The 17,023-nt window shown below is 76.6% G+C and carries 10 protein-coding genes; 8 read left to right on the top strand and 2 right to left on the bottom strand.

What is annotated here, in order from left to right:
- Positions 1-34: 34 nt before the first annotated feature.
- Positions 35-1,927, bottom strand: a complete 1,893-nt coding sequence (dnaK, locus tag IEY94_RS09205) for a molecular chaperone DnaK (RefSeq protein ID WP_189169658.1) — start codon at positions 1,925-1,927, stop codon at positions 35-37.
- 217 nt (positions 1,928-2,144) lie between these two features.
- On the opposite strand from dnaK, the gene IEY94_RS09200 reads away from it, so the two are divergent.
- From IEY94_RS09200 to IEY94_RS09165, 8 genes are all read left to right on the top strand, one after another.
- Positions 2,145-4,292 carry a GTPase family protein gene (locus IEY94_RS09200; RefSeq protein ID WP_229783495.1) on the top strand — a complete coding sequence of 716 codons (2,148 nt, stop codon included), beginning with the start codon at positions 2,145-2,147 and terminating at the stop codon, positions 4,290-4,292.
- Positions 4,289-5,980, top strand: coding sequence for a GTPase (locus IEY94_RS09195; protein WP_189169657.1), 1,692 nt, complete (start codon positions 4,289-4,291; stop codon positions 5,978-5,980). Before IEY94_RS09200 ends, IEY94_RS09195 begins: the two co-directional genes overlap by 4 nt.
- A 1,648-nt stretch (positions 5,981-7,628) precedes the next feature.
- The gene (locus IEY94_RS09190) at positions 7,629-8,792 is read left to right on the top strand and encodes a thiamine pyrophosphate-dependent dehydrogenase E1 component subunit alpha (protein WP_189169656.1); all 1,164 of its coding nucleotides are present in this window, start codon (positions 7,629-7,631) and stop codon (positions 8,790-8,792) included.
- A complete protein-coding gene (locus IEY94_RS09185; RefSeq protein ID WP_189169655.1) occupies positions 8,792-9,781 on the top strand; it encodes an alpha-ketoacid dehydrogenase subunit beta in 990 nt (329 codons plus the stop codon). Before IEY94_RS09190 ends, IEY94_RS09185 begins: the two co-directional genes overlap by 1 nt.
- Before the next feature lie 4 nt (positions 9,782-9,785).
- Positions 9,786-11,267 (top strand): dihydrolipoamide acetyltransferase family protein, encoded by a 1,482-nt coding sequence (locus tag IEY94_RS09180; RefSeq protein WP_189169654.1) that lies wholly within the window; start codon positions 9,786-9,788, stop codon positions 11,265-11,267.
- A gap of 297 nt (positions 11,268-11,564) precedes the next feature.
- Positions 11,565-11,702, top strand: coding sequence for a hypothetical protein (locus IEY94_RS09175; protein ID WP_189169653.1), 138 nt, complete (start codon positions 11,565-11,567; stop codon positions 11,700-11,702).
- Between the two features lie 335 nt (positions 11,703-12,037).
- Positions 12,038-14,836 (top strand): LppU/SCO3897 family protein, encoded by a 2,799-nt coding sequence (locus IEY94_RS09170; RefSeq protein ID WP_189169652.1) that lies wholly within the window; start codon positions 12,038-12,040, stop codon positions 14,834-14,836.
- Positions 14,837-14,840: 4 nt separating this feature from the next.
- Positions 14,841-16,691 carry an NHL domain-containing thioredoxin family protein gene (locus IEY94_RS09165; RefSeq protein WP_189169651.1) on the top strand — a complete coding sequence of 617 codons (1,851 nt, stop codon included), beginning with the start codon at positions 14,841-14,843 and terminating at the stop codon, positions 16,689-16,691.
- 55 nt (positions 16,692-16,746) lie between these two features.
- Here the strand turns inward: IEY94_RS09165 and IEY94_RS09160 are convergent, their stop codons facing one another.
- A complete protein-coding gene (locus IEY94_RS09160; RefSeq protein WP_189169650.1) occupies positions 16,747-16,983 on the bottom strand; it encodes a DUF6458 family protein in 237 nt (78 codons plus the stop codon).
- Positions 16,984-17,023 lie beyond the last annotated feature (40 nt).

Raw genomic sequence — 17,023 nt, 5'->3', positions numbered from 1 at the left:
GAACCCACCTCCGTGCGTAGGTTGTTGCCCGAGGTCACTTCTTCGTGTCCTCGTCGATGATCTCGGCGTCCACCACGTCGTCCGCCGCGGCGGCCTGCGGGCCCGGCTGGCCGGGCTGGCCGCCCGCCGCCGCGCCCGGCGCGCCGCCGGCCTGCGGACCCGCCGCGCCGGGTGCCTCGGCGTTCGCCGCGGCCGCCTGCTCGTACATCTGGGCGCCGGCCTTGCTGAAGACCTCGTTCAGCTTCTCGCTGGACGTCTTGATCTTCTCAATGTCGGTGCCGCCCAGCGCCGACCGCAGGTCGCTCAGCGCGTCGTTGATCGGCTCCTTGGCGTCCGCGGGCAGCTTCTCGCCGTTCTCGGCCAGGAACTGCTCGGTCCGCCACTGGAGCTGCTCGGCGCCGTTGCGGACCTCGGCCTCCTCGCGGCGGCGCTTGTCGTCGTCGGCGTGCTCCTGCGCGTCGCGCATCATCCGGTCGATGTCGTCCTTCGGCAGCGCCGAGCCGCCGGTGATCGTCATCGACTGCTCCTTGCCGGTGCCCAGGTCCTTGGCGTTGACGTGGACGATGCCGTTGGCGTCGATGTCGAACGTGACCTCGATCTGCGGCACGCCGCGCGGCGCCGGCGGCAGGCCGGTCAGCTCGAAGGTGCCGAGCTTCTTGTTGTACGCCGCGATCTCCCGCTCGCCCTGGAACACCTGGATCAGCACCGACGGCTGGTTGTCGTCCGCCGTGGTGAAGATCTCCGAGCGCTTGGTCGGGATCGTGGTGTTGCGCTCGATCAGCTTGGTGAAGATGCCGCCCTTGGTCTCGATGCCGAGGCTGAGCGGGGTGACGTCCAGCAGCAGGACGTCCTTGACCTCGCCCTTGAGCACGCCGGCCTGGAGCGCGGCGCCGACGGCCACGACCTCGTCCGGGTTGACGCCCTTGTTGGCGTCCCGGCCGGTGAGCTGCTTGACCAGCTCGGCGACCGCGGGCATCCGGGTGGAGCCGCCGACGAGGATGACGTGGTCGACGTCCGAGACCTTGATCCCGGCGTCCTTGATCGCCTGCTCGAACGGGTGCTTGCACCGGTCCAGCAGGTCCTGGGTCATCTTCTGGAACTCGGCCCGGGACAGGCTCACGTCCAGGTGCAGCGGGCCGTCGGGGCCGGCGGTGATGTACGGCAGGTTGATGCTGGTCGTGCTCGACGCGGACAGCTCGATCTTGGCCTTCTCGGCGGCCTCCTTGAGCCGCTGCAGGGCCATCTTGTCCTTGCCCAGGTCGATGCCGTGCTGGCCGCGGAACGTCTTGACCAGGTGGTCGATGATCCGCTCGTCCCAGTCGTCGCCGCCCAGGTGGTTGTCGCCGGACGTCGACTTGACCTCGATCACGCCCTCGCCCAGTTCCAGCAGCGAGACGTCGAACGTGCCGCCGCCCAGGTCGAAGACCAGGACGGTCTGCTCCTTGGTGCCCTTGTCCAGCCCGTACGCGAGCGCCGCCGCGGTGGGCTCGTTGACCACCCGCAGGACGTTGAAGCCCGCGATCTCGCCGGCCTCCATCGTGGCCTGCCGCTGGGCGTCGTTGAAGTACGCCGGGACCGTGATCACCGCGTCGGTGATGGTCTCGCCGAGGTACGCCTCCGCGTCCCGCTTGAGCTTCATCAGCACCCGCGCGGAGATCTCCTGCGCGGTGTACTTCTTGTCGTCGATGTCGATCGACCAGGTGGTGCCGATCTCCCGCTTGACCGACCGGATCGTCCGGTCGGGGTTGGTCACCGCCTGGCGCTTGGCCACCTCACCGACCAGGACCTCGCCGTTCTTGGCGAACGCGACGATCGACGGGGTGGTGCGGGAGCCTTCCGCGTTGGCGATGACGGTGGGCTCGCCGCCCTCGAGAACGCTGACGCAGGAGTTCGTCGTTCCGAGGTCGATGCCGACCGCTCGTGCCATGATTACCGGTCCTCCGGGTCGAGAATGCTGCTGCCTTGGCGGCCGCGCCGCTCCCCGGGGAGCCGTCGGTGGGGACCGGCGGCGGAAGAGTTGAGCGGGCCGGGCTCAATACTGCCACGCCGCCGCGCGCCGTCAAGCCGGAGTTGAGTCCATCACACGCAACCCGGGGGTGAGGTTGTACCGGATGGGCGAATCGGGCAGGCTGTCGGACGTGACCATGTCGCCGGGTGACGCCACGGCCGCGCCCCCCACGCCATCGAACACCGTCGATGAGGCCCCGCCGGCCGGGGCGTCCCTGCCGCCGGCGGCCGACCCGCCTGCTCCGACGGGGCCCGAGCCCGCCGCGGCGGCGGCCCCCGGACCGGGCGAGCCCGAGCCGCGAACCACCGAACCGCCCGCCGCCGAACCGGGCACGACCGAACCGGACGCGGCGGCGCCCGCACCCGCACTCTCCACGGACCCGGACCCGGACCCGGACCCGGGTCCGGACCGTGAGCCGGACCCGGACCCGGGTCCCGACCGTGAGCCGGACCCGGGCCGGGAGCCGGACCCGGGCCGGGAGCCGGACCCGGAGCCGGAGCGAGAGCCGGAACCGGCCCCGGAGGTCGGGGCTGTCGCGGTCGAGCCCGACACGTTCGCGCTCGACCAGGCCCTGCACCGGCTCCGCACCGTCATCGCCGGGACGACGTACCCGCTGGAGCTGCCGTCCGCCGCCGCGGCCCGGGCCGGCACCGCCGGGCTGCTCGACCAGCTCGACGACTACCTGCTGCCCCGGCTGCGCCGGCTCGACGCCCCGCTGCTCGTCGTCGTCGGCGGCTCCACCGGCGCGGGCAAGTCCACGCTGGTCAACAGCCTCGTCGGCACGCCCGTCACCGCCGCCGGCGTACTCCGGCCGACCACCCGGGCGCCGGTCCTCGTCTGCCACCCCGGCGACGAGGGCTGGTTCCGCGGCGGCGAGTTGCTGCCCGGCCTCACCCGCACCCCGTCGGCCAGCAGCGAGCCGCACACCCTCCAGCTCGTCGCCGCCGAGGCCGTACCGGCCGGGCTGGCCCTGCTCGACGCCCCCGACATCGACTCCGTCGAGGACGGCAACCGCGCGCTGGCCGCCCAGCTCCTCGCCGCCGCCGACCTGTGGCTGTTCGTCACCACCGCCGCCCGGTACGCCGACGCCGTGCCCTGGGCCCTGCTGCGCACGGCCGTCGAGCGGGCCACGGCGACCGCGCTGGTCCTCGACCGGGTGCCGCCCGAGGCGGCCGGCGAGGTCGCCACCCACCTGCGCGAGATGCTCGACGAGCGCGGGCTCGGCCGGGCGCCGCTGTTCGTGCTGCGCGAGGCCGAGGTCGACGCCCACGGCCTGCTCGCCCCGGCCGAGGTCGAGCCCGTCCGCGGCTGGCTGACCGCGCTCGCCGCCGACCGGGCCAGCCGGGCGGCCATCGTCCGGCAGAGCCTCGACGGCGCCGTCACCGCGCTCGGCCCGCAGCTCGCCGCGCTCGCCGCGGCCGCCGAGGCGCAGAGCGCCGCCGCCGGTACGCTCACCGCCGAGCTGGCCGCCGCCCGGGCCGCCGCCCGCGGCGGCATCGAGCGCGGCCTGCAGGACGGGACCCTGCTGCGCGGCGAGGTGCTGGCCCGGTGGCAGGAGTTCGTCGGCACCGGCGACCTGATGCGCGCCCTCGAGGCCCGGGTCGGGCGGCTGCGCGACCGGCTGACCGCCGCGCTGACCGGCCGCCCGGTACCGGAACAGGACCTGCGCGGCGCGCTCGAGGCCAGCCTCGCCGACCTGCTCCGCGGCGCGGCGGCCGACGCGGTCGAGCGGGCGTACGGCGCCTGGCGCGCCCACCCGGCCGGCGCCGCGCTGATCGAACCCGGCCTGGACCGCCCCGACCCCGAGCTGGACGCGCGCGTCGGCGCGTTGATCCGGGACTGGCAGCGCGGCGTGCTCGACCTCGTCCGCGCCGAGGGCGCCGACAAGCGCAGCCGGGCCCGCGGCGCCGCGTACGCGGTCAACGCCACCGGCCTCGTCGTGATGATCGCGGTGTTCGCCTCGACCGCGTTCATCCCCACCGGCGTCGAGGTCGCCGCCGGCGCCGGCAGCGCGGTCGCCGGCCAGAAGCTGCTGGAAGCGATCTTCGGCGACGCGGCCATCCGCGGCCTCGCCGCCACCGCCCGGGCCGACCTGCTCGGCCGCGCGGACGCGCTGCTACGCGGCGAGCTGGGCCGGTTCGAGTCGCGGCTGGCGGCGTTGCCGGTCACCGACAGCGCGGCCGCCCTGCGCGCCGCCGCCGGCGCCGTCGAGGAGGCGCGCGCGGCGCTGGCCCTCAGCGGCCCCGGACCCGGCCCGCTGCCGCCCGCGGAGGGGGCCGAGTGAGCGACGTGATCGAGCAGCAAACCCCCCTGTCCGCCGGCGCCGACGACCTCGCCCGCCGGGTCGCCGCGATCGACCGGTTCCGCTCGCTCGCCGTACCGCTGCTGCCCGCCGCCGCGCTCGTCCCCGCCGCCGAGCTGGTCGAGCGGGCCGGGGCCCGGCTCGCCCTCTCCGGTACGCACACCGTCGTCGCCCTCGCCGGGACCACCGGCAGCGGCAAGTCCAGCCTGTTCAACGCGATCGCGCGGCTGGACCTGTCCCCGGTCGGCGTCCGCCGCCCCACCACCGGGACGGCGCACGCCTGCGTCTGGGGCCCGCTCGCCGGCGCCGGCGGCCTGCTCGACTGGGTCGGCGTCGCGCCGCGGAACCGGTTCATCCGGGAGAGCGCGCTGGACGGCGACGACGAGGCCGCCCTGCACGGCCTGGTCCTGCTCGACCTGCCCGACTTCGACTCCATCGCCGCCGCGCACCGGGTGGAGGTCGACCGGCTGCTCGGCCTCGTCGACCTGATCATCTGGGTGGTCGACCCGCAGAAGTACGCCGACAAGGCCCTGCACGCCAGCTACCTGCGCCAGTACGGCGCCCGCCAGGACATCACCCTCGTCGTGCTCAACCAGGCCGACCGGCTCGGCTACGACGCGGTCGCCGACGTCGTCGCCGACCTCAAGCGGCTGCTCGCCGTCGAGGGGCTGGGCGCCGTACCGGTACTCGCCACCTCCGCCACCGCCGAGGGCGGCCTGACCGGCCTGCGGGCGGCGCTCCAGCGCACCGTCGGCCAGCGCCAGGCGGCCACCCGGCGCTGGCACGCCGAGGTCGACGTCGTGGTCGCGGGGCTGCGGCCGTACCTGGGCACCGCCGTCGACGAGGACGCGGTCGACCGCGCGGCGATCCGGGACCTCGCCACCGCGCTCGGCGACGCCGCCGGGGTGGCGGTGGCCGCGGACGCGGCCGGTGTCTCGTACGCCCGGCGGGGCCGCGCGGCGACCGGCTGGCCGCCGCTGCGCTGGCTGGGCCTGCTCCGCCGCGACCCGCTGCGCCGCCTGCGCCTGCCCGGCCTGGCGGGCGGCGCGGCGGACGGCGCCGGCCTCGGCCCGGGCGGCGTGGCCTTCCCGGCGGCCAGCTCGCTGCCGGTGCCCAGCGCGGCGCAGTTCGCCGCGGCGGGCCTGGCGGTCCGCCGGATCGCCGACCGGACGGCCGGCGCCCTGCCCGAGCCGTGGCCCGCGGCGGTGCTCGCCGCCGCCCGCTCCCGCCGGGACGAGCTGCCGGACGCCCTGGACGTGGCGATCGTCCGGACGGACCTCGGCCTGCACCGGGTACCGACCTGGTGGCGGGTCTGCCGCACCGTCCAGTGGCTCGGCGCGATCGCCGCGGTGCTGGGGGTGGCGTGGCTGATCGTCGACTACGTCCTGCGGGTGCTCGGCCTGCCGCCGTTCGTGGTGGCGCGCATCGGCGACCTGCCGTTGCAGGGGCACCTGGCGGGCGGCGGGCTGCTGATCGGCGTCCTCGGCGCGCTGCTGGCCCGGCCGCTGGTCCGGATCGGGGCGCGGCGGGCGCGCCGGCTGGCGGAGCGCCGGCTGGACGCGGCGGTGACGGAGGTGGCCCGCGAGTACGTGGTGGCCCCGATGCGCGATGTCCTGAACGCGTACGCCGGCCTCCGCGAAGCCCTCGCCTCCGCCGACCGCCCCCGCTGACCCGCCGGGCCCGCCGCCCTCGTGGTTCAGCAGGGGTCGAGGGAGCGGTGGGCCAGGGTTGACGGGGTGCACGGGAGGTCCGTCGGGGCGGGGTGCGGGCGGGGTTCCGTGCCGCGGGTTTCCGCGGGTGCGCCGGGGCGGGGCGGGCTGATGACGCGGCCGTCGGGGGTGAGCATCCGGACCGTCGGTGCGTAGCGGCTGTCGACCACGGCGGCCAGGGCCGCGGCGTCCGCCGCCCGGGCGGCATCGTCAGCGCCCGCACCGGGCGGGCGGGTCGTCGTCGCGCGCCGGCCGAGTGCGCCGGTCGGGGTCGCGGCGGTCGCGCGCAGAGCCGGTCCGGTGGCTGCTGACGGCGCACCCCGGCGGGCCGTTGGCGATCCACCGCCGCGGGCGGCCGCGAGCGGCCCACTGTCGCGACCGACTGCCGCCGGTCCGCTGCCGTCGGCTCCCGGCGGTCCGTCGTGACCGGGCACTCCGGCGGCGGGCGCCGCACGCGCGCCCGCACCCGGCCGCGGCCCCGGGGCGGGTGCGGGGGCGGGCCCGGGCGCAGGGATGCCGCCGGACCCGGGCCGCGGCTCGGAGCCGATCCCCGACCCAACCCCGGAGCCGGACCCCGAGCCGGACCGGGACCCGGAGCCGGACCCCGAGCCGGAGTCGGAGCCCGGGCCGGAGTCGGGCCGGGATCCGGCGCGGGACCCGGCCATCGGTCCGGGCTTGTCGGCCGGGGCCGCGGAGGCACCGCCGGCAGGCTCGATCGGCCGGCCGGCCGGCACGACCCGGCCGCCGCGACCCCAGCCGGCGTCCCCGCCCGCCGCCACGACCCCGCCCCGGCCACGCCCCCCGCCGGCCGGCGCGAACCCGTCCCCCCACGGACCGCTCGCCCCGCCCGGCCACACCCCCGCGCCGCGCCCGGACGTCCCGCCCGCCGGCGCCGGGACGATGATCACCGGTGGCTCCGCCGGCCGGCTGATGAAGGGGGTCGGAGCGGCCGCCGGCGGCCGGTCCAGCGCCGCGGCCCCCAGCGTCGCCGCGATCAGCGTCGGTACGCACGCCAGCGCCACGAGCAGCCCGACCAGCAGGGCGTACCGCCGGGGCGGTCCGGCGAGGCCGGCGCCGGGGTGGTGGGGGGTACCCGCCGGTGCGGTCACGCGTGGCCTCCTCCGCCGCGCGGTCGCGCGGTCACCGTCCGTACGCGTCCGGAGTGCGGACACCGCACCATAATAAACGGACATTTGGGTCGATCGGTTAGGAACCTGACAGCCGGCCACCGCCCTGGTGTGCGCAGGCCGGTAGTAGTGCGAGGATGGGGCCACGAGGCCCTCCGCGGGCCCCGCTCCCGGACGCGGGAGGGGGCGCCGGAGCGCCGCTCGGACGGTCCGCGACGCCGGCATTTCGCCTGCTCGCAGCGCCGTCCATGGCTCCCCACGCCCGGCTGCGACAGCCGGGCGCCGCGCGCGTGCACCCAGCGCGCGCGGCACCGGCTGCCGGTACGCGCCCACCCCACTGGGCTCGGCCGGCTCTCAATACTCGCGCGCGCGGGCGCGCGCGCGAGCCGAGGGGCCGGCGTTTCTCGTGCGGCGATGGCCGCCGAGCGCACCCTGCGCGGTCGGGACACCCCCGCTGCCGCCGCACATGACAGGAGAGACGGATGGCGTTGCGATCCTCGCCCGGGGCGAAAGCCGGGCGCGGCGGCCGCGGAAAGGCCCCGGCCGGTCCGGACATGGTTCAACTGCTCACCCCCGACGGCGAGCGCGTCGAGCGGTCCACCGGCGCGAACGGGGTGGAGTACTCGGTCGACCTCACCGACGAGGAGTACCGCGGCCTGTACCGCGACCTGGCCGTCGTCCGCAAGCTGGACACCGAGGCCAACGCGCTGTGCCGGCAGGGCGAGCTGAGCATCTGGGCCAGCCTCGCCGGCCAGGAGGCGGCGCAGGTCGGCGCCGGCCGCGCGATGCGGCCGCAGGACATGGCGTTCCCGACGTATCGGGAGCACGGGGTCCTGTACTGCCGCGGCATCGACCCGATCATGCCGCTGAGCCTGTTCCGCGGCGTCGACCAGGGCGGCTGGGACCCGACGAAGTACCGGTTCAACATGTACACGATCGTCATCGGCGCGCAGAGCCTGCACGGCACCGGCTACGCGATGGGGATCAACTTCGACGGCAAGGTGGGCACCGAGGACGGCGAGGCCGTCATGGCGTTCATGGGCGACGGCGCCACGAGCCAGGGCGACGTGCACGAGTCCATGGTGTACGCGAGCGTCTTCAACGCCCCGATCGTCTTCTTCGTGCAGAACAACCAGTTCGCCATCTCGGAGCCGACGATCAAGCAGACCCGGGTGCCGCTGTACCAGCGGTCCGGCGGGTACGGCTTCCCCGGCGTCCGGGTGGACGGCAACGACGTGCTGGCCTCCTACGCGGTGTCCCGGCACGCGATGGACAACGCCCGGCTCGGCAACGGCCCGAGCATGATCGAGGCGTTCACGTACCGGATGGGCCCGCACACCACGACCGACGACCCGACCCGGTACCGCGAGTCCGCCGAGCTGGAGGAGTGGCGGGCCAAGGACCCGATCCTGCGGATGCGGACGTTCCTGGAGAAGCAGCAGCTCGCCGACGACGCGTTCTTCGACGAGGTCGACGCGGCCGGGCAGGAGCTGGCCACCGACCTGCGCGGCCGGGTGCTGGACATGCCCAACCCGCAGCCGGTGAGCATGTTCGAGCATGTGTACCCGAACGGCTCGCCGCTGCTCGACGCCCAGCGGGCGGAGTTCACCGCTTACCACGCCTCGTTCGAGGGGAGTGCCCACTGATGGCGATCGAGACCATGACGATCGGCAAGGCGATCACCGCCGGCCTGCGCAAGGCGCTGGAGAACGACCCCAAGGTGCTGCTGATGGGCGAGGACATCGGCAAGCTGGGCGGCGTCTTCCGCATTACCGACGGGCTCCAGAAGGACTTCGGCGAGGAACGGGTGATCGACTCGCCGCTGGCCGAGGCCGGCATCGTCGGCACCTGCGTGGGCCTGGCGATCCGCGGCTACCGGCCGGTGGTGGAGATCCAGTTCGACGGGTTCGTGTACCCGGCGTACGACCAGATCGTCTGCCAGGTCGCCAAGATGCACTACCGCTCGCGCGGCAACGTGAACATCCCGATGGTGATCCGGATCCCGTTCGGCGGCGGCATCGGCGCGGTCGAGCACCACTCGGAGTCGCCGGAGGCGTACTTCGCGCACACCGCCGGCCTCAAGGTGATCGCGGTGGCGACGCCGAGCGACGCGTACTGGGGCATCCAGCAGGCGATCGCCAGCGACGACCCGATCGTGTTCTTCGAGCCGAAGCGCCGGTACTACGAGAAGGGCGAGGTGGACACGTCGCTGACGGTCGCCACCGCGCCGGCGCTGCACGCGTCCCGGGTGCTGCGCCGGGGTACCGACGCGACGCTGGTCGCGTACGGCCCGATGGTCCGCACGGCCCTGGACGCCGCGAACGCCGCGGCCGAGGACGGCCGCAGCCTGGAGGTCATCGACCTGCGGTCGCTGTCGCCGATCGACCTCGCGCCGATCGCCGAGTCGGTCCGCCGGACCGGCCGCGCGGTCGTCGTGCACGAGGCTCCCGGCAACCTGGGCATCGGCGCCGAGCTGGCGGCCCGGATCACCGAGGAGTGCTTCTACTCGCTGGAGGCCCCGGTGCTGCGGGTGACCGGCTACGACACCCCCTATCCGGCCGCCCGGCTGGAAGAGGAGTACCTGCCGGACCTCGACCGCGTGCTCGACGGTGTCGACCGCGCCTTCGGATGGTGAGTTGATGTCGCGGATCAAGGAATTCCCACTGCCGGACCTCGCCGAGGGGCTGACCGAGGGTGAGATCCTCACCTGGTACGTCAAGGTCGGCGACGTGATCGAGCTGAACCAGCCGATGGTCGAGGTCGAGACCGCCAAGGCGGCGGTCGAGATCCCGGCGAAGTGGGGCGGGCGGGTGCACGCCATCCACTTCCCGGAGGGCACGACCGTCGAGGTCGGTACGTCGATCATCGCGATCGACACCCAGCCCGACGGCCCGGCGCTGGACGCCCCCGCCACCCCCGACGCGCCGGTCGACGCCGCGCCCGCCCCGGCGGGCGAGGGCTTCCGCGAGCCGGGCACGACGACGCCGGACCCCGGTCCGGCGCCGCGCGCCACCAAGGGGTACGCCGGGACCGGCTTCCAGGAGCCGGGCCTGACCGGCCAGGAGGACGTCGACACCGGCGGGCCGATGCTGGTCGGTACGGGTCCGAAGCTCGGCTCGACCAAGCGTCGGGCCCGCAAGGGCGCGGCGGCGCCGGTCGCCCGCACCGTCGCGGCGCCCGCCCCGGCACCGGCCCCCGCGCCGGCACCGGCCGTGGCGGCGCGCAACGGCGGCGGCACGGTGCTGGCCAAGCCGCCGGTCCGCAAGCTCGCCAAGGACCTCGGCGTGGACCTGCGCGCGCTGGCCGGCTCGGGCCCGCTGGGCTCGATCACCCGGGACGACGTACAGGCCGCGCTGAACGGCGCGACCGCGGCCCCGGCGGCCGCGCCCGCGGCGGCCGCGGCGGCGCCGGCCTTCGGGCCGGACCGCGAGCAGCGGATCCCGGTCAAGGGCGTGCGCAAGCTGACCGCGGAGAACATGGTGGCGTCGGCGTTCAGCGCGCCGCACGTCACCGAGTTCCTCACGGTCGACGTGACCCGGACGATGGCCGCGCTGGACCGGCTCAGGGCCCGGCGCGACTGGCGCGACGTCCGGGTGTCGCCGCTGCTGCTCGTCGCCAAGGCGATGCTGATGGCGGCGGCCCGGCACCCGATGGTCAACGCCACGTTCACCGACACCGAGATCGTGGTGAAGGAGTACGTGAACCTGGGCATCGCGGCGGCCACGCCGCGCGGCCTGATGGTGCCGAACGTCAAGGACGCCGGCCGGCTGTCCCTGCGCGAGCTGGCCGATGCCCTCAACGGGCTGGTCGCCACGGCGAAGGACGGCAAGACGGCGCCCGCGGACATGACCGGCGGCACCATGACCATCACCAACGTCGGCGTCTTCGGCGTCGACACCGGTACGCCGATCCTGCCGCCGGGCGAGTCGGTGATCCTGGCGCTCGGGGCGATCCGCGACATGCCGTGGGTGCACGAGGGCGAGATCGCGATCCGCAAGGTGACCACGCTGGCGCTGTCGTTCGACCACCGGATCGTGGACGGCGAGCTGGGCTCGCTGTTCCTCCGGGACATCGGCGACTTCCTCGGCGACCCCGAGGGGGCGCTCCTCGCCTGGGGCTGACCCTGCGTACCGCCGTCGGGGCGGGTGGTGACCCTCGTCACCGCCCGCCCCGTTCGTCTATTCCGCTCGGGCCGGTTCGCCCCGGTTCGTACGGGGTGGGGCCAGTGAGCCGCCGGGGCCGCTAGTGACCCACGAAACAATCGTGAAAGCATCGTCCAACCTTTGATTGATAGGCGGGTGTCCCAGCTCACCTAATAATCGATGGCGCGGGCGGGGTCCGGGGGTGTTCAATACAGGAGAAGAAACAAGCGGTACTCACCCCACCGCCCTCGGACCGCCACGGAAGGACGAACCGCCATGAGCATGATCACTCGACTCCGGGACCGCCGGCAGGCGCACCGCCGCGGCCGCGCCATCGAGCGGGCCCTGGAGAACGCCAAGACCCCCGCACTGCAGCACGAGATCCAGACGCTGGTCGCCCGCCACCTGCGGTGATGCGGGTCCGGCCGCGCGGCCCGGGGCGACCGAGAGGTGCGCCGAGCCCCGGGACCGTTCCGAATGACGAACCCGGTCGGGGATTCCCCGGCCGGGTTCGTTGTTTCCCCCGGCCGGTGACACCGGAATTCCACGGATCGGTGACGCCCGGTACGGTGGGGTCATCCGCCCCACGGCGCGGCGCAGCGCGGAACCGGTCCGCCGGGTACGGCGCGGACGGCCGAACGGGCCCGTTCGGTGACCCCCACCCCGCGCGGTCGCGGGGGTACGGTCGCCCCATGAATCCCCGGCATCCCCGCCAGTGGATCGCGGCCGTCAGCGATGGAGGAGGTCAGATGGCGTCCGAGAGTCCGCAGGATCCGACCACTGGTCGGGCCCGGGTCGACCAGACCGGGAACGTCACCGAGGACGCGCGGCCCGCCGACGCGCCGCCCCACCCCGCCGGCCGGGCCACCGCCCCGGCTGTCACCCGCACCTCCAGCTTCGAGCCGATCGGCCCGCCCCCCGCCGCGCTGAGCGACGGCGACGCCCCGGGCGTGCTGCCCCCGCCGTCGGACTACCTCACCTCGCCGACCACGAACTTCCCCCGGACGCCCGCCGCGTACCCGGCCGCCGCCCGCCCCGACGGGCCGCGCGCGAGCCGGCCGGCCGAGTCGCGGACCGCCCGGTACGGTGCCGGCCGCCCGGTCGCCGAGCCCGCCGGCACCTTCTCCGGCTTCACCCCGGTCAACGCCGAGACCGGCGTACCCGGGGTGCCGGTGCAGCGGCACCCGGACAACGGCTGGTTCAGCGCCGAGCAGCCGACCATCGCCCCTACCGGGTCCACATCGGACGACGTCGACCCCGACGGCCGGACCGAGCAGCTCGGCGGCCCCGACTCCCCGCTCCGCCGCCGGACCCCGCCCGCCCCGCGGGTGACCGGCGCGCCCGACGTGACCGGCCACGCCGCCGACGGCCGCGCGGCCGGGCCGGCCGACTTCCCCGGTACGCCCGGCCCCGACGGGCGGGCCGGCGGCATCGACGGGCGGCCGGCCGGTTCCGAAGGGCGGCTGACCAGCGCCGAATCCGCACCGCGGGTGTCCGAGTCCGCACCGCAGGCGCCCGAGGGCGCTGCCGCGGCTGCCCCCCGCTCGACCGAGCCCGCCCCCCGGCCGGCCGGCGACGCCGCGCCCGGCGGGCTCCGGCGCGACCCGCCGCGCGGCCAGGTGTACGGCCGGGCCGCCGGCGCCCCGAACCCGTGGGCGCCGCCCGCCGACCCCGGTACCAGCGGCGGCTGGCCGACCGGCCCGCGGAGCTGGCCGGAGACCGCGCCCGCCGCGGACGAGCCGCCGACCGAGCGGTTCACCGGCGCCGCGACGACCGGCGGCTGGGCGCCGACGGCCGACCGGTACCCGCGCGAGCAGGCGCCCGGCCACGCGCGCGAGCAGGCCCCCGACGCGCCCGGGCGCCCGTCCCCCGGCGCCTTCGGCGCGCCGCCCGCGCCCGGTACGCCCGGCGCGCCGGCCGGCGCCCTCGGCCGTACCGACAGCGCCCTCGACCGCATCGCCGCCGTGACCGGCGGCACCCCCGTGGTGGACCACGACCCGGCCGGCCGGCGCGCCGAGCCGGACTCCTTCGGCGCACCGCCCGCCGGCGACCGCGGCGCGGGCCCGGCCGGCGGACCCGGCGCGTTCCCGGCGGACCAACCGACCCGGACCGACGTCTTCGACCCGTCCGCCACGGACCGGCCGACCCGCCGCGAGGCGGACCGCCCCGCCCATCCGGCGGCGCGCGCGGCCACCGGCGCCCACCCGGACGCACCCGACACGAGCGGCACCTTCCCCGCCGGCCGGACCGCCTTCCCCGGCGCCCGGACCCCCGACGGCGTCCCGGCGGCGGGCGGCTTCCCCCCGGCGGGCCGGTCCGCCGGCTACTCCGCGGACGGCCGCCCCGGCGCGTACCCGGACCCGCGGGGCGGGTACCCGGAGAGCCCGCCGCGCACCATCGACCCCGCGACCAGCGCGTTCGGCGGCGCCGACCGGCCGACCGGCGCGTACCCCGCGCAGGAGCGGCGCGCGTTCCCGACCGCGAACCGCGACGAGGACGGCTTCGGCGCCGCCGGCGCCTTCCCCGCCGCCGACCGCACCCCCGCCGACCGCACCCCCGCCGATCGCACCCCTGCCGATCGCACGCCGGTCGGCCGCCCGCCCGGCGACCGCGCGCCCGGCGCGGCCACACCCGCCGGCGGACCCGCGTCGACCGGACCGGTGTCGGGCGCCGGGCCCGCGTCCGCCGGCGGCCCCGGGCCCGGCGCCCGGACCGCGGCCGGCCCCACCGACTTCGGGCAGCCGACCGGCGCGTTCCCGGCCGGCGCGTTCCCGACCCGGGACAACCCGGTGAACGGCGCGATCCCGCCCGGCACGACCGCCACCGGCCCGACCGGCCGCGGCGTGCTCGGCACCCCGGCCCCGACCACCGGCACCGCGCCCCGGGTCCCCGGTACCCGGCCGGCCGGCGGCCCCGCCGCGAGCGGCCCGCTCCCGGCCGGCCCCGCCACCGCTGGACCCGCGGCGTCCGCCACCGGCGGCCCGGCGACCGCCGGACCCGCACCGACCGGGCCCGGTACGACCGGCGCGTTCCCGGTGGGCGCCGCGGCCTTCCCGGCCGGCAACGGCCGCGCCGGCGCGCTGCCGCCCGGCGCCCGCGCCGACCAGCTCCCGCCCACCGCGGCCCACCCGACCACGCGGGCCGGCGCCGACCGCACGGGCGCCCCCACCGGCCCGACCGCGGTCGCCGCCGAGCCCGCCGCGCCGACCACCACCGGAGCGGTGAAGACCGCGGACGGGGACGACGCGCCGGCGCCGCAGGTCCGCAACGGCCGGGTCCTGCTGGCCGTGCTCGGCGCGGCCGTGCTGCTGCTCGTGGTGCCGTTCGTGGCGATCTGGGCGCTGACCCCGCCGGACGAGTACGCCGTCGGCAAGTGCGTGAAGCAGGTCGGCGAGAACGCCCAGCCGACCGGCTGCGGCGAGGCCGGCTCGTTCCAGATCGTCCAGCGGACCAACGACCAGGCACAGTGCCCGGACAAGAACCAGCCGGCCGCGGTCATGCAGGGCCGCCGCCCGACGCTGGTGCTCTGCCTGAAGCCGGCGGTGTAGCGGGGTGGCCACGCCGGCCGTCCGGGCGCCGGAGCTGCGCGGCCGCGCCTGGCTCAACACCGGCGGCCGCCGGTTGAGCCTGGCCGACCTGCGCGGCCGGATCGTGGTGCTCGACTTCTGGACGTTCTGCTGCGTCAACTGCCTGCACGTCCTGGACGAGCTGCGGCCGCTGGAACAGAAGTACGCCGACGTGCTGGTCGTGATCGGCGTCCACTCGCCGAAGTTCGAGCACGAGCGCGACCCGGCGGCCGTCGCGGCGGCGGTGGAGCGGTACGCCGTGCACCACCCCGTCCTGGACGACCCGGACCTGATCACCTGGGGCCGGTACGCCGCCCGCGCCTGGCCGACGCTCGCCGTGATCGACCCGACCGGCCGGCTCGTCGCGTCGATGGCCGGCGAGGGGCACGCCGAGGGGCTGGCCCGGCTCGTCGACGAGCTGGTCGGGGAGCACGAGCGGCGGGGAACGCTGGTCCGCGGCGACGGCCCGTACGTCCCGTCGCCGCCGGCCGACACCACCCTGCGCTTCCCCGGCAAGGCAGTATCCGCGCCGGGCGGCGGGTACCTGGTCAGCGACTCGGCCCGGCACTCGGTCGTGGAGCTGGCGCCGGACGCGGAGACCGTGCGCCGGCGCATCGGCAGCGGCGCGCCGGGGCGGGCCGACGGCCCGGCGGGCGCGGCGGAGTTCCGCGAGCCGCAGGGCCTGTGCGTGCTGCCGCCGGCGCTGGCCGCGGCCGCGGGGTACGACCTGCTCGTCGCCGACACCGTGAACCACCTGCTGCGCGCGGTCCGGCTGGCCGACGGCGCGGTGTGGACGGTCGCCGGTACGGGCCGGCAGTGGCGCTCGGGCTCCTCGGCCGCGCCGACCCCGGCGGGCGCGCCCGCGGCGGACCTGGACCTGTCCTCGCCCTGGGACGCCGCCGCGTACGGCGACCGGATCGTCGTGGCGATGGCCGGCACGCACCAGCTCTGGTGGTTCGACCCGGCGGCCGGCACGGCCGGCCTCTACGCGGGTACGACCGTCGAGGCACTGCGCGACGGCCCGCTGCCGGATGTGTGGCTCGCCCAGCCGTCCGGCCTGGCCGTCAGCGCGGACGGCCGCCGGCTGTGGGTCGTGGACAGCGAGACGAGCGCGCTGCGGTACGTCGAGGACGGCGTCCTGTACACCGCGGTCGGCCAGGGCCTGTTCGACTTCGGCCACGCCGACGGGCCGGCGGCCGCGGCGCTGTTCCAGCACCCGCTGGGGGCGGCGCCGCTGCCGGACGGCTCGGTGCTGGTCGCGGACACGTACAACGGTGCGGTCCGCCGGTACGACCCGGCCGCGGCGACGGTGTCCACGGTGGCCACCGGGCTGGCCGAGCCGAGCGACCTGGTCGTGGCCGCCGACGGCGGCGTGCTGGTCGTCGAGTCGGCCGCGCACCGGCTGGTCCGGCTCGACCCGGCGGCGGCACCGGCGGCGGATGCGTTCGCCACCCGGCACCGCACCGAGCGCCCGGCCACCGAGGTGGCGTCGGGCGCGGTCACGCTGCGGATCGTGTTCACCCCGCCGCCGGGGCAGAAGCTGGACGACACGTACGGCCCGCCGACCCGGCTCGAGGTCACCGCCTCGCCGCCGGAGCTGCTGCTGGCCGGCGCGGGCGTCGGCCCCGAACTGGACCGCGAGCTGTCGGTCAACCCGGAGGCGACCGCGGGCGTGCTGCAGGTGGTCGCGCAGGCGGCGACCTGCGACGCCGACGCCGCGCACGCGGCGTGCCACCTGGTCCGGCAGGACTGGGGCGTACCGGTCCGGGTGGTGGCCGGGGGCGAGCGCCGGGTCGCGCTGGTCCTGCGCGGCATGGACGACGACCCGACCGCCTAGCCCCGGCCGGCCGCGGGCGCGACCCCCGCAGGGGCCGCGCCACCCCGCTCCGGCGTCAGAGACGCGGGTCGGGCTCGCGGATGTCCGTCTGCTGCACGACCCGGCCGTTGCCCGCGGCGACCGTCCGGCGGGTCCGCCGGCTGTACGCGATCGTCAGGCACAGTGCCGCCAGGCCGGCGAGCATCAGTACCCAGCCGACGACGTTGATGTCGAGCCAGCCGAGGCGGTACTCCACGGCGAAGCTGAGGATCGCGCCGATCGCGATCAGGAAAATGCTGCCGCCGATGCCCATGGGGGATACCTCCGATATTCACATCCGTCGCTACCCGCGG

It is taken from the genome of Pilimelia anulata (assembly GCF_014647895.1).
GTDB classification, from domain to species: domain Bacteria; phylum Actinomycetota; class Actinomycetes; order Mycobacteriales; family Micromonosporaceae; genus Pilimelia; species Pilimelia anulata.
The sequence above is the reverse complement of the archived record's forward strand: the minus strand, read 5'-3'. Positions and strand labels throughout refer to the sequence as shown.

Coding starts and splice junctions, on each gene's coding strand:
- dnaK (WP_189169658.1), bottom strand. CDS start 1,927: ATGGCACGAGCGGTCGGCATCGACCTCGGAACGACGAACTCCTGCGTC.
- IEY94_RS09200 (WP_229783495.1), top strand. CDS start 2,145: ATGTCGCCGGGTGACGCCACGGCCGCGCCCCCCACGCCATCGAACACC.
- IEY94_RS09190 (WP_189169656.1), top strand. CDS start 7,629: ATGGCGTTGCGATCCTCGCCCGGGGCGAAAGCCGGGCGCGGCGGCCGC.
- IEY94_RS09185 (WP_189169655.1), top strand. CDS start 8,792: ATGGCGATCGAGACCATGACGATCGGCAAGGCGATCACCGCCGGCCTG.
- IEY94_RS09180 (WP_189169654.1), top strand. CDS start 9,786: ATGTCGCGGATCAAGGAATTCCCACTGCCGGACCTCGCCGAGGGGCTG.
- IEY94_RS09175 (WP_189169653.1), top strand. CDS start 11,565: ATGAGCATGATCACTCGACTCCGGGACCGCCGGCAGGCGCACCGCCGC.
- IEY94_RS09170 (WP_189169652.1), top strand. CDS start 12,038: ATGGCGTCCGAGAGTCCGCAGGATCCGACCACTGGTCGGGCCCGGGTC.
- IEY94_RS09160 (WP_189169650.1), bottom strand. CDS start 16,983: ATGGGCATCGGCGGCAGCATTTTCCTGATCGCGATCGGCGCGATCCTC.